The sequence below is a fragment of the Pseudomonas sp. MN1F genome, assembly GCF_009391885.1.
GTDB lineage: Bacteria > Pseudomonadota > Gammaproteobacteria > Pseudomonadales > Pseudomonadaceae > Aquipseudomonas.
Map to the genome: position 1 here is coordinate 251,395 of NZ_VZII01000037.1, position 14,013 is coordinate 265,407.

Annotated in this window: 8 protein-coding genes; all 8 read right to left on the reverse strand. The window is 64.7% G+C overall.

The window, feature by feature from the left end; all coding sequences use genetic code 11:
- Positions 1–211 precede the first annotated feature (211 nt).
- Entirely contained in the window at positions 212–1,699 is a 1,488-nt protein-coding gene (locus tag F6X59_RS19065) for an efflux transporter outer membrane subunit (RefSeq protein ID WP_152957573.1), read from the reverse strand.
- Positions 1,696–4,803, reverse strand: a complete 3,108-nt coding sequence (locus F6X59_RS19070; protein ID WP_152957574.1) for an efflux RND transporter permease subunit — start codon at positions 4,801–4,803, stop codon at positions 1,696–1,698. The genes F6X59_RS19065 and F6X59_RS19070 overlap by 4 nt, the downstream gene beginning before the upstream one ends.
- The gene (locus tag F6X59_RS19075; RefSeq protein ID WP_152957575.1) at positions 4,800–7,898 is read right to left on the reverse strand and encodes an MdtB/MuxB family multidrug efflux RND transporter permease subunit; all 3,099 of its coding nucleotides are present in this window, start codon (positions 7,896–7,898) and stop codon (positions 4,800–4,802) included. The genes F6X59_RS19070 and F6X59_RS19075 overlap by 4 nt, the downstream gene beginning before the upstream one ends.
- Positions 7,895–9,202 carry an MdtA/MuxA family multidrug efflux RND transporter periplasmic adaptor subunit gene (locus tag F6X59_RS19080; RefSeq protein WP_152957576.1) on the reverse strand — a complete coding sequence of 436 codons (1,308 nt, stop codon included), beginning with the start codon at positions 9,200–9,202 and terminating at the stop codon, positions 7,895–7,897. The genes F6X59_RS19075 and F6X59_RS19080 overlap by 4 nt, the downstream gene beginning before the upstream one ends.
- A 223-nt stretch (positions 9,203–9,425) precedes the next feature.
- The gene (gene tpx / locus F6X59_RS19085) at positions 9,426–9,926 is read right to left on the reverse strand and encodes a thiol peroxidase (RefSeq protein WP_152957577.1); all 501 of its coding nucleotides are present in this window, start codon (positions 9,924–9,926) and stop codon (positions 9,426–9,428) included.
- Between the two features lie 166 nt (positions 9,927–10,092).
- Entirely contained in the window at positions 10,093–11,373 is a 1,281-nt protein-coding gene (locus F6X59_RS19090; protein WP_152957578.1) for a serine/threonine transporter, read from the reverse strand.
- A 194-nt stretch (positions 11,374–11,567) separates the two neighbouring features.
- On the reverse strand, positions 11,568–12,764 hold the full coding sequence (locus F6X59_RS19095) for an amino acid aminotransferase (RefSeq protein ID WP_346651979.1): 1,197 nt from the start codon (positions 12,762–12,764) through the stop codon (positions 11,568–11,570).
- A 116-nt stretch (positions 12,765–12,880) separates the two neighbouring features.
- Positions 12,881–13,906 carry an Ldh family oxidoreductase gene (locus F6X59_RS19100; protein WP_152957580.1) on the reverse strand — a complete coding sequence of 342 codons (1,026 nt, stop codon included), beginning with the start codon at positions 13,904–13,906 and terminating at the stop codon, positions 12,881–12,883.
- Between the last annotated feature and the right edge of the window lie 107 nt (positions 13,907–14,013).

The window sequence follows — 14,013 nt, forward strand, 5'->3', positions numbered from 1 at the left end:
CAGCTCGGGACAGGGGGGCCCGAAAAAACTGACGATTGTACTCAAGCTTTGGCGAAACGCACGGGGTTTGTGCGAACGGGAATGGATCCAACGAGCAAGAAAACCCGCTGACTCCTCTGACCTAGAGCCATCACAAAGCCAAATGAAGGCAAATTGCCATTTGTCGGGGCGGTTGCCACAGGGATCGTGCCACCTTTTAGCCCAGGAGCGCTTATTCCTGCTGGGCAAACGCCTGCTCGGCATCCCAGCCGCCGCCAAGGGCGGCAATCAGCTGCACGCTGGCCACCAGGCGCCCTTCCAGCAGGGTCAGTGCACTGCGCTCATTACTCAGCGCGGTGGTCTGCACGTTGACCACATCGAGGTAGCCAATAAGGCCAGCGCGGTACTGGTTCTCGGTCAGGCGCAACGATTCGCGGGCCGCTTCCAGCGCTTCCTGACGCACCACGGCTTCGTCGGCATACACCTTCAATTGCACCAGGAAGTTCTCCACCTCCTTGAAGCCGTCGAGTACGGTCTGGCGGTACTGCGCCACGGTCTGGTCATACACCGCACGCGTGCGGTCAACCTCGGCGCTGCGCTTGCCGGCGTCGAACAAGGTCATCGCCAGTTGCGGCCCCACCGACCAGTAGCGGTTAGGCAGCTCGATCCAGTTGCTGAAGCTGCTGCTGGAATACCCGCCGCTCATGCTCAGGCTCAAGTCCGGGAAGTAGGCGGCGCGGGCCACGCCGATATTGGCGTTGGCGGCCATCACGTTGCGCTCGGCCGAGGCAATGTCGGGGCGGCGTTCGAGCAGTTGCGACGGCAGCGTCACAGGGATCTGCGGCAATGCCGGAATGCTTTTGCTGTCAGCCAGGGAGAATTGCGCCGGGGCCTTGCCCAGCAGCACGGCAATGGCGTTCTCGAACTGCGCACGCTGCCAGATCAGGTCGATCAAATCAGCCTGGGTGGACTTCAGCTGGGTGCGCGCCTGGGCCACCGCATCCGGGCCGGCGACGCCAGCGCGGTACTGGTTTTCGTTCATCCGCAGCGACCGCTCGTAGGTCGCGACGGTCGCCTCCAGCAGGCGCTTCTGTTCGTCGATCACCCGCAGCTGCAGGTAGTTTTGCACAAGCTCCGACTGCTGGCTGAGGCGAATCGCGGCCAGGTCAGCGAAGCTGGCTTCGGCGCTGGCCTCGTTGGCGTTCAGGGTCTCGCGCAGCTTGCCCCACAGGTCGACTTCCCAGCTGACGCCCAGCTGCGCGTTGTAGGTGTTGCGGATACCGCTGCTGTTATTGGACAGGCTTGAACTGGAGCTGCCGGTGCCTTGTGCCGAACGGTTCTTGCTGGCACTCAAATCCAGGCTGGGGAACAGCGACGCCCGGCTGCTGCGCACCAAGGCCTGGGCCTGACGGTACTGGGCTTCCGATTGCGCGACGGTCTGGTTGCTGCGGTTGAGCTCCTCGACCAGCGCATTCAACCCGGCGTCGCCGTAGATCTCCCACCAGGCGCCACGGGCGATGGCATCGGACGGGTTGGCCTGGGTCCAGCCTTCGGCCTGTTTGTACTGCGCCGGGGTGCTCAGCTCCGGGCGGTGGTAGTCCGGGCTCAGGGTACAGGCACTGAGCATGGCCACGCACAGCCCGGCGCCGGCCAGGCGTGAGCCCCGCCCACGGGTCAGCAGCTGCAAGGCACGGTGAAGTCGGGTGTGGGCGAAGTTCATAGCGGTGTGTCCAGGGCGGCGTCGGTGCGTACACCGCGCCAATGGTTGAATCGGTGACGCAGGCGGTCCAGGTACAGGTACACCACCGGCGTCGTGTAAAGGGTCAGCAGCTGGCTGACGACCAGGCCGCCAATGATGGTCAGGCCCAGCGGTTGGCGCATCTCCGCACCTTCGGCGCGGCTGATCAGCAGTGGCACGGCACCCAGGATGGCCGCCAGGGTGGTCATCAGGATCGGCCGCAGGCGCAGCAGGCAGGCGCGGCGGATCGACTCTTCCGGGCTCAGGCCCTGGTGGCGCTCCAGCTGCAGCGCCAGGTCGATCATCAGGATGGCGTTCTTCTTCACCACACCGATCAGCAGGAACAGGCCCAGCAACGAGATCAGGCTGAACTCGCCGCCGGTGGCATACAGCGCGAGCAAGGCACCGACGCCGGCCGAAGGCAAGGTCGACAGGATGGTCAACGGGTGGATGTAGCTTTCGTAGAGAATGCCCAGCACCAGATACACCAGCACCAGGGCACCGAGGATCATGAACGGCTGGCCTTCCTGGGTCTTGGCGAAGGCACTGGCCGTACCGCCGAGCTTGGCGATCACTTCCTCGGGCAAGCCCAGCTTGGCCACCTCACGCTCCACCGCGGCCATGGCCTGGTCGGGGCTGTAGCCCTCGGCAACGTCGAAGGCGATGTCTTCGGAGGCGAACTGGCCTTCATGGCTGACCCGGTCATTGGCCAGGCTGTTCTCGTAGCGGGCAATGGTCGACAGCGGCACCCGCGCACCGTCGCTGGTGATGACCTGCACCTGTTCCAGCGTGCTCGGGTCCCAGGCATATTTCGGGTTGATCTCCAATACCACCTGATACTGGTTGAGGCTGTCGTAGATGGTCGAGATCTGCCGCTGGCTGTAGGCGTTGTTCAGCACCGCAGTGACCATGTCCATGTCGATGCCCAGGCGCTTGGCCTGGTCACGGTCGACCACCAGGGTCACCTGCTGGGTGCCGGAGCCGTCACGGGCATCGATGGCGGTCAGTTCGGGCAACGCGCGCAGCGCCGTGACCACCTTGGGGAACCACTGGCGCAGGGCCGCCAGGTCGCCGCTCTGCAGGGTATACAGGTACTGCGAGGAGGTCTGGTCACGGCCACCGCCGCCCAGCTGCAGGTCCTGGTCGGCCATCAGGAACAGCCGCCCACCCGGTACCTTGGGCATTTCCTTGCGCAGGCGCTCGATGATCTTCTGCGCATCGAGCTTGCGCTCGGCGATGGGTTTCAGGCGTACCAGCACGAAGGCGTTGTTGGTGCCACTGTTGCCGCCGATGAAGCCGGCCACGCTCTCTACTGCCGGGTCGGCGAGCAAGGCGCGGCGATAGATTTCCATCTTTGGCTGCATCACGTTGAACGACAGGCCGTCATCGCCACGGATAAAGCCTTGCAACTGGCCGGTATCTTGTTGCGGCATCAGCGTCTTGGGCACCACCACGTACAGGGCGATGTTCAGGCCGATGGTCGCCAGCAGGCTGATGAGGGTCAGGCGCTTGTGGCGCAGGGCCCAGCCGAGGCTGCGGTCGTAGGCATCGACCATGCGCTGGTGCGCTTTGTCGCTCCAGCGTTGCAGGCGCGTCGGTGCGGCGCGGTGAGGCTTGAGCCAACGGGCGCAGAGCATCGGCGTGAGGGTCAGCGACACCACCAGCGAGACGATGATCGCCGCCGCCAGGGTGATCGAGAACTCCTGGAACAGGTTGCGCACGATGCCGCCCATGAACAGGATCGAGACGAATACCGCCACCAGCGAGACGTTCATCGACAGCAAGGTGAAGCCGACTTCCTTGGCGCCGAGGAACGCTGCACGCATCGGCGGCTGGCCGTCCTCGATGTGCCGGGAGATGTTCTCCAGCACCACGATGGCATCGTCCACCACCAGGCCGGTGGCAAGGATCAGCGCCATCAGCGACAGGTTGTTCAACGAAAAACCGCACAGGTACATCACCGCGAAGGTGCCCACCAGCGAAACCGGCACCGCAAGGCTTGGGATCAGCGAGGCGCGCAGGCTGCCGAGGAACAGGTAGACCACCAGGATCACCAGCACCACGGCAATCAGCAGGGTGTGCTCAGCCTCCTTGAGGGTGGCCTTGATCACCGGTGAGCGGTCCATCGCCACGTTCAGCTGTACGTTGGCCGGCAGCAGTGACTGCAGGGCCGGCAGCTGCGCCTTGATCTGGTCGACGGTCTCGATGATGTTGGCGCCGGTCTGGCGGTTGACCACCAGCAGCACCGCACTCTGGTCGTTGAAAAAGCCGCTGTTGTAGCGGTTTTCGACGCTATCGGTGACGGTGGCCACGTCAGACAGGCGCAAGACGGTGCCATTCGCCTGGCGGATCACGATCGGCTCGTAGTCCTTGGCCGTTTCCAGCTGGTCGTTGGCGCGCACCTGCCAGTTGCGCTCGGCATCCTCGACAAAGCCCATGGGCCGGCGCTGGTTGGCGTTGGACACCGCCGTGCGCACCTCGTCCAGCGACAGGCTGTACTGGTTGAGCAACTGCGGCTCGACGGCGATGCGCACCGCTGGCAGCGAGCTGCCACCGATCTGCACTTCCCCTACCCCGCTGACCTGGGCCAGGCTCTGCGACAGGATGGTGTCGGCCAGGTCGTACAGCTGGCCCTTCTGCAGCACGCTGGAAGTCAGCGACAGCACCATGATCGGCGCCTGCGACGGGTTGATCTTCTTGTAGGTGGGCATGCTGCGCATGCCGCTGGGCAGCAGGTTGCGCGTGGCGTTGATCGCCGCCTGCACCTCGCGTGCGGCACCGTCGATGTCACGGCCCATCTCGAAGCCGATGATCACCCGGGTCGAGCCCTGGTTGGAGCTGCTGGTCAGGGTGGTGACGCCGGCGATGCTGCCCAGCTTGCGCTCCAGCGGCGTGGCCACGGTGGCGGCCATGACCTCGGGGCTGGCCCCTGACAGGTTGGCCTGCACGACGATCACCGGGAAGTCCATCTGCGGCAGCGGCGCCACCGGCAGCAGGCCGAAGCTGACACCGCCGAGCAACATGATCGCCAGGCTCAGCAGCATGGTCGCCACCGGCCGGCGGATGAAGGGGCCGGACAGGTTCATGCCTCGGCCTGCTGTGCGTCAGCGGCCGGGCGCCAGCGGCGGGCCAGGCGGTCGAAGTACAGGTAGATGACCGGTGTGGTGAACAGCGTCAACACCTGGCTGACCAGCAGGCCGCCGACCATCACCAGGCCCAGCGGCTGGCGCAGTTCGGCACCGGAACCGGTGGCCAGCATCAGCGGCACGGCGCCGAACAACGCGGCCAGGGTGGTCATCAGGATCGGCCGGAAGCGCAGCAGCGCCGCCTGGTAGATCGCCTCCTGCGGGCTCATGCCCTGGTTGCGCTCGGCCTCCAGGGCGAAGTCGATCATCATGATCGCGTTCTTCTTGACGATGCCGATCAGCAGGATGATGCCGATGATGGCGATCATGCCCAGGTCGTTGCCGCTGAGGATCAACGCCAGCAAGGCGCCGACCGCCGCCGACGGCAAGGTCGAAAGGATGGTCACCGGGTGGATGTAGCTCTCATAGAGCACGCCCAGCACGATATACATGGTCACCACGGCCGCCAGGATCAGCAGCAAGGTGCTCGACAGCGAGGCCTGGAAGGCTTCGGCGGCGCCCTGGAAGCGGGTCTGCACGCCCAGCGGCATGCCGATGTCCTGCTGCACCTGCTCGATCACCTTGACCGCCTCGCCCAGCGACGCACCGTGGGCCAGGTTGAACGACAGGGTCACCGCCGGGAACTGGCCGATGTGCGAAATGGCCAGCTGCGCCTGGCGCTGCTCGATGCGGGCCAGTGCCGACAACCGCACCTGGCCACCATCGGTGGCCTTGACGTGGATCGATTCCAGCGCCTGCGGGCCGATGACCGCCGCGTCCTGCGCCTGCAGCACCACGCGGTACTGACTGGCCTGGGTGTAGATGGTGGAAATCTGCCGCTGACCGAAGGCGTCGTACAGGGCATTGGTGATCTGCGACACGGTGATGCCCAGGCGGCTGGCCATGTCACGGTCGATCACCAGGTACACCTGCAGGCCCTTGTCCTGCAGGTCACTGGCCACGTCCTGCAACTCCGGGCGCGCCTGCAGGGCTTGCACCAGCTTGCCGCTCCACTGTGCCAACAGGTCGGCATCGGGCGACGACAGGCTGAACTGGTACTGGGTACGGCTGACCCGGTCCTCGATGCTCAGGTCCTGTACCGGCTGCATGAACAGGCGGATACCGACCAGCTTGTCGAGCTGCGGTTGCAGGCGGCTGATCACCTCACCAGCGGTGACATCCCGCTCGCCGTGGGGCTTGAGGTTGATCAGCAGGCGGCCGCTGTTGAGCGTGGCGTTGTCGCCGTCGACCCCGATGTAGGACGACAGGCTCTGTACCGCCGGGTCCTGCAGGATGACCTTGCTCAGGGCCTGCTGGCGCTCGCTCATGGCGGCGAACGAGGTCGATTGCGGCGCTTCGGAAATACCCTGGATCACCCCGGTGTCCTGCACCGGGAAGAAGCCCTTGGGCACGATCAAGTACAGCAGCACGGTGAGTGCCAAGGTGGCCACGGCCACCAGCAGGGTCAGCGGCTGGTGCTTGAGCACCCACTGCAGGCCACGGCCATAGTGTTCGATCATCCAGTCGATCCAGGCACCGCTGGCGCGGTAGAAGCGGCCCTGCTCTTCCTCCTTGGGCTCACGCTTGAGCAGGCGCGCGCACATCATCGGGGTCAGGGTCAGCGATACCACCAGCGAAATCAGGATGGCCACCGCCAGGGTGATGGCGAATTCGCGGAACAGCCGGCCAACCACGTCGGCCATGAACAGCAGCGGGATCAATACGGCGATCAGCGAGAAGGTCAGCGAGATCAGGGTGAAACCAATCTGCCTGGCGCCCTTGAGTGCCGCCTGCAGCGGCGTTTCGCCTTCCTCGATATGGCGCGAGATGTTCTCGAGCATGACGATGGCGTCGTCGACCACGAACCCGGTGGCGATGGTCAGGGCCATCAGCGTCAGGTTGTTGACCGAGAAGCCGGCCAGGTACATCACGCCGAACGTGCCGATCAGCGACAGCGGTACGGCGATCGAGGGAATGATCGTGGCGCTGAAGCGGCGCAGGAACACGAAGGTGACCATCACCACCAGCACGATGGCGATCAGCAGCTCATGCTGCACGTCCTTGACTGCGGCGCGGATGGTCTGGGTGCGGTCGGTAAGTACCGACACATCGAGACCGGCCGGCAGGTTGTCGGTGATCGATGGCAGCAGGTCCTTGATGCGGTCGACCACTTCGATGACGTTGGCCCCCGGCTGGCGCTGGATGTTCAGCAGCACCGCCTGGTTCTGGTTGGCCCAGGCGGCCAGGCGTTCGTTCTCGGCGCCGTCGACGATCTCGGCGACGTCCTTCAGGCGCAGCGGCGCGCCATTGTTGTAGGCAAGGATGAGGTTGGCGTATTCCTCGGGCGAACGCAGCTGGTCGTTGGCGTCGAGCATCGACACCCGGGTCGGGCCGTCGAAGTTGCCCTTGGGCTGGTTGACGTTGGACGCGCCGATCAGGGTGCGCACGTCGTCGAGGTTGAGGCCGTTGGCCGCCAGCGCATCGACGTTGACCTTGATCCGCACCGCCTGGCGCTGGCCGCCGGCGATGCTGACCATGCCCACGCCGCTGATCTGCGCGAGCTTCTGCGCGACGCGAGTGTCGACCAGGTCGTTGAGCTTGGGCAGCGGCATGGTCTTGCTGGAGATGGCCAGGGTCAGCACCGGGGTGTCGGCCGGGTTGACCTTGTTGTACACCGGCGGCGCCGGCAGGTCGCTGGGCAGCAGGTTGCTGGCGGCGTTGATCGCGGCCTGCACCTGTTGCTCGGCGACGTCCATGTTCATGTCCAGGCTGAAGCGCAGGGTCAGCACCGAGGCGCCGCCAGAGCTGGTCGACGCCATCTGCTCAAGGCCCGGCATCTGGCCGAACTGGCGCTCCAGCGGTGCGGTGACCGCACTGGTCATCACCTGCGGACTGGCGCCGGGGTACAGGGTCATGACCCGGATGGTCGGGTAGTCGACCTGGGGCAAGGCCGATACCGGCAGCAGCTTGTAGGCGATCAGGCCGGCCAGGACGATGGCCAGCATGGTCAGCGTGGTGGCGACCGGGCGGAGGATGAACAGGCGTGACAGGTTCATGCGCCCGCCTTGGCTGCCGCTTTGCCGGAAGGCGCTTCATCGGTGTGGGCCGAGCCTTTGGCGTCCTGGCCCTGCAGGTGCTGGCCGGGAGTGGTCGGCACTTGCGAGCTGTCTTCGACCACCTCGACCTTGGTGCCTTCGCGCAGGCGGTCTGTGCCTTCCAGCACCAGGCGGTCGCCGGCCTTGAGGCCGTCGAGGATGACACTGTTCTGGCCATCGCTGGCACCCACCTTGAGCTTGCGGATGTTGACCGTGCTCTGGTCATTGACCACGTAGGCGAAGGTACCGTCGTTGCCGAACTGCACGGCCGCTGCCGGCGCCATCACCACCTGCTTGAGGGTATCGGCCAGCAGGCGCACGTTGACGAACTGGTTGGGGAACAGGGCCAGGTCCTTGTTCTCGAAGCGGCCCTTGAACTTCAGGGTACCGGTGGTGGTGTCGATCTGGTTGTCGATGCTGCCCAGCACGCCGGTCGACTGCAGTTTGCTGTCGGTGCGGTCCCAGGCCTCGACCGGCAGGCTGGCGCCGCTGCGGTAACGGTCAAGTACGGTGTTCAGCTCGGTTTCGGGCAGGGTGAAGGCGACGCTGATCGGCTCGGTCTGGGTGATCACCACCAGGGCGGTGGTGTCGTTGGCCGCCACCAGGTTGCCCAGGTCGAGCTGGCGCAGGCCCACACGGCCGTTGATCGGTGAGCGGATCTGGGTGAAATCGAGGTTCAGGCGGGCATCGTTGACCTGGGCCTGGTTGGTCTTGACCAGCCCCTGGAACTGCGCGACCTGGGCTTCGGCGGTGTCGAGGGTCTGCTTGGCGATGCTGTCCTGGGCGTACAGGCCCTTGTAACGCGCCAGGTCGACCTGGGCATTCTTCAGTTGCGCCTGGTTCTGCGCCAGGGTGCCCTCGGCCTGCTGCAGGGCGATGCGGTAAGGGCGCGGGTCGATTTCAGCGAGCAGGTCGCCGGCCTTGACCTGCTGGCCCTCCTTGAACAGGATCTTGACCAGTTCGCCGGCCACACGGCTGCGCACATTCACCGTGTTGGTCGCGGTGACCGTGCCCAGGGCCTTGTAGTAGAGCGGGAAGTCGCCCACCCGCACCGGCTCGACACGTACCGGCACCGGGTCGGTGGAGCCGCCGAAGCCTGGCCGGCCCATGCCCATGCCCATGCCTTTACCACCGCGCCCTCCTCCAGCCGCTTTGTGGGCAGGCGTTGCCGCAGGCCACAGCCACCAGGCCAGCAAGGCCACCAGCAGCAGGATCAGCAGGCCGACGAGCCAGCGACGAGGGGAGCGGGAATTGGACACTTGCATGGGTTGAACGAACCTTGTTCAGAAATGGCGGCTTGGAGAGCTTGAACGATAAGCACTGGCATCGTTTTAGCAAAGGCTCTTTACCAGAGGTTTACCTTTGCCTGACGTTGCCAAAAGGCTGAACTTTAAACGAAAACGGCCCGGAAAGCGTTCCGGGCCGTTACAGGGTGTTGCTTGGAGAGGGGCCAGGCAAAGAGTGCCTATACCCTCCCCCAGGCAACCCTTACTTCAGTACAGCCAGGGCTGCTTCGTAGTTCGGCTCGTCGGCGATTTCGCCAACCAGCTCGCTGTGCAGCACCTTGTCGTTCTCGTCCAGTACAACGACAGCACGGGCAGCCAGGCCGGCCAGCGGGCCGTCGGCGATGGCAACGCCGTAGTTCTGCAGGAACTCGGCACCGCGCAGGGTGGACAGGTTTTTCACGTTCTCCAGGCCTTCGGCACCGCAGAAGCGCGCCTGGGCGAACGGCAGGTCAGCCGAGATGCACAGCACCACGGTGTTGGCCACGTCGTTGGCCTGGGCGTTGAACTTGCGCACCGAAGTGGCGCAGGTCGGGGTGTCGACGCTTGGGAAGATGTTCAGCACCTTGCGCTTGCCGGCGTAGTCCTTCAGCGACTTGTCAGCCAGGCCTTCACCCACCAGGGAGAAAGCAGGCGCCTGGGCGCCGGCCTGTGGCAGGTTGCCGTTGACCTGAACCGGGTTGCCTTTGAGGGTCACTTGAGCCATGACGAAATCCTTATGCGGGGTTTGAAAAGGACACTGAGTTAATCATGAAGGCGGCCGGGTGCCTATGGGTACATACAAATTGTTCTATTGCCTGACAATTCCTGTGGACAAAAAAAAGCCCGGATGGCGACAAACGCCCCGGGCTTTTTATCTGGCGGGCAGTGAATCAGCCGATCAGGCCGTACACCACCGAGGTCAGCGCAACTACGCCGATCACCACCACGAACACGTTCGACAGCGCACCGCTGTACTTGCGCATCGACGGCACGCGACGGATGGCGTACATCGGCATCAGGAACAGCAACACGGCGAGGATCGGGCCGCCGAGCGATTCGATCATGCCGAGGATGCTCGGGTTGAGGGTGGCGACGATCCAGCACACCACCAGCATCAGCGCAGCGACCACGCGGTCCAGGGTCTTGGCGCCCGGGCGTGCACCGGTCTTGGCGATGATGCCCTTGAGGCCTTCGCTGGCACCGATGTAGTGGCCGAGGAACGACTTGGCAATGGCGACGAAGGCGATCAGCGGCGCGGCAAAGGCGATGGTCGGGTTGCTGAAGTGGTTGGCCAGGTACGACAGGATCGACAGGTTCTGCGCCTTGGCTTCGGCCAGCTGGGCGCTGCTCAGGGTGAGCACGCAGCTGAACACGAAGAACAGCACCATCACTACCATCAGCAGGTGGGCGCGGCGCAGGATCTGGCCGCTGCGCTCGTCGGCGTGCTCGCCGTAGCTGCGCTTCTGGTCGACGGCGAAGGCCGAGATGATCGGCGAATGGTTGAACGAGAACACCATCACCGGAATGGCCAGCCAAAGGGTGTGCAGGAAGGCCGAACCCGACGGCACCTGGGCGGCGCTGTCGAGGATACCGCCGGTCCAGTGCGGGACCAGGTACAGGCCGAGCAGCCCCAGGGCAACGATGAACGGGTACACCAGCAGGCTCATGACCTTGACCGTGGCCTGTTCGCCGCAGCGCACGATCGCCAGCAGGCCGAGGATCAGCACGAACGACAGGATCATCCGTGGCGGCGGCGTCATGTGCAACTGGTGCTCCATGAAGCTGCTGACGGTGTTGGTCAGCGCCACGCTATAGATAAGCAGGATCGGGAAGATCGCGAAGAAATACAGCACGGTGATCAGCGCACCGGCCTTGATGCCGAAATGCTCTTCGACCACTTCGGTGATGTCGCCACCGCTACGGCCAGACAGCACGAAGCGGGTCAGGCCACGGTGCGAGAAGTAGGTCATCGGGAAGGCCAGCGCGGCGAGGATCAGCAGCGGCCAGAAGCCGCCCAAGCCGGCGTTGATCGGCAGGAACAAGGTGCCTGCGCCGATGGCTGTGCCGAACAGGCCCAGCATCCAGGTGGTATCGTTACGCGACCAGCTGCCGAGGGTGGCGGGGGTCGATTCTGCAAAGCGTTGTTCAACGCTTGGGGCCTGCTCATTCATTCCGGGTGAAGCTCCACTCGCAAGACTGCAACAGGCTGAGAATGGCGAAATAGACGATTCGCCCAACTCAACCGGGGAAGAGGGGCGCGATTGTGCACGGAAAGGTTGCACTTGCGAAGCCCCTTTCCGAGGAGCGGTTGCACTTGTCTTTACAAGCAGGTTGTGCCGGGGCTGCATTGCAGCCCCATGCGGTGTTACTTCTGTACGGCGGCGAAGGCCTCGGCAACCCGTTGCAGGTTGGCCGGACGCAGGCCGGACATGCACACCCGGCCACTGTCGATCAGGTACACGCCGAACTCGTCACGCAGGCGACGCACCTGCTCGACGCTGAAGCCGGTGTAGCTGAACATGCCACGCTGGCGCAGGAAGAACTGGAAGTCCTGGCCTGGCAGCAGCACGGCCAGGGCATCGACCAGCGCCTGGCGCATGTCGAGGATACGCTTGCGCATCACTTCCACTTCTGCGGCCCACTGGGCGTTGAGTTGGGCATCGCCGAGCACGCCTGCCACCAGCTGGGCACCGAAGTTGGGCGGGCTGGAATAGTTGCGACGCACGGTGGCCTTGAGCTGGCCGAGCACGCTCTGGGTGGTGGCTTCGTCGTCGCAGACCACCGACAGGCCGCCAACCCGCTCGCCGTACAGCGAGAAGATCTTGGAGAACGAGTTGCTGACCAGGCACGGCACGCCGGCACGGGCCATTTCGCGGATGGCGTAGGCGTCTTCCACCAGACCTGCGCCGAAGCCCTGGTAGGCGATGTCGAGGAACGGAATCAGCTGGCGCGCCTTGACCACTTCCACCACCTGTTGCCACTGGGCCGGTTCGAGGTCGGCACCGGTCGGGTTGTGGCAGCACGGGTGCAGCAGCACGATGCTGTTGGCCGGCAGGCCTTGCAGGGCCTGCAGCATGCCGTCGAAGTCGACGCCACGGCTGGCCTGGTCGAAGTACGGGTAGGTGTGCACCTTGAACCCGGCACCTTCGAAGATGGCGCGGTGGTTGTCCCAGGTCGGGTTGCTGACCCAGACTTCCGACTGCGGGAAGTAGCGCTTGAGGAAGTCGGCACCGACTTTCAGCGCGCCGGAACCGCCAACGGTCTGCACGGTGGCCACGCGCTTGCCGGTCACGGCCGGGTGCTCGGCACCGAACAGCAGGGCCTGGATCGCCTGGCGGTAGCTGGCCAGGCCTTCCATCGGCAGGTACAGCGAGGCTTCATGGGCCTGGCCGGCAATGCGCTTTTCCACCGCATCCACCGCTGCCAGCTGCGGCACCACACCGGCCTCATCGTAATACAGGCCGATACTCAGGTTGACCTTGTCGGCGCGCGGGTCGGCCTTGAAGGTTTCCATCAACGAGAGGATCGGGTCGCCGGCATAGGCATCGACATGTTTGAACACAGCGTGCAGCTCCTTGGATCAGGACAGTTCGGAAAGACTGCCCTGAGGATACCCGGAGTCGGGCCCAAGGAACATCACATAAGTGCAAGGTTGTCTATGCAACTTTGCACAACGGCTCAGCCCAGCAGCGCCTTCAGGCCCTGCAGCTCTTGTTCGGTCAGGGCCACCCCTTGCCGCTCGGCCAACTCGCGCTCGCGGTAGCGGCGCTCGCCCGGCATGCGCGACAACCCGGCGGCTTGCATGTGTTCGAGCAGTTCGCGGCTGCGCTGGGCGAACCGGTCACCTTCAGCCTTGCTCGGGTCGATGACGATGATCAGCTGCCCGGTCCACGGCGTTTTCGCACCCGGGTGCCCCGACCAGTCGAACTCCCAGGAGAAATGCCCGCCGGTCAGCGCCGCCGCCAGCAACTCGACCATCATCGACAGCGCCGAACCCTTGTGCCCGCCAAACGGCAACAGCGCGCCGCCTTCGAGGATGGCCTTGGGGTCAGTGGTCGGCAGGCCTTGGGCATCCACGCCCATGCCTTCGGGCAACGGCTGGCCGGCGCGCGCGGCGATCTGCACATCGCCATGGGCCATGGCGCTGGTGGCCATGTCGAAGACGATCGGATCATGCCCTGCGCACGGCGCGGCGAAGGCGATCGGGTTGGTGCCGAACAACGGTTTGCGCGCACCGTGCGGCACCACGCAGGTCATGCTGTTGACCACACTCAGCGCCACCAGGCCCTCATCGGCAAACGGTTCCACATCGGGCCACAGCGCGGCGAAATGGTGCGAATTGTGGATCGCCAGCACGGCGATGCCAGCGCTGCGGGCCTTTTCCACCAGCAACCCACGCGCCGCTGCCAGGGCGGGCTGGGCGAAGCCACCGGCGGCATCCACGCGCACATAGCCTGGCGCCAGGTCGGTTACCAGTGGTGTGGCACGCCCGTCGACCCAGCCACTGGCCAGGGTCGAAACGTAACCGGGAATACGGAACACGCCATGGCTGTGGGCGCCATCACGCTGGGCACTGGTGCAGTTGTGGGCCAGCACGGTGGCCACCGTCTCGCTGCAGCCGTGCTGCTGGAAAATCGCTTGCAACAGCCCCTGTAGCTCGGCAAAGGGCACGCGCACGAGCGGATGGGTGGAAGGTGCGGACATCTGTAGCTCCTTTCTTGGAATTGGAATGGCAACAGCGTGTGCAACGACAAAAACTTTCCGATAAGTGACAGCTATCTGTCAAATGTTGACGCGATGACAGAAAACAG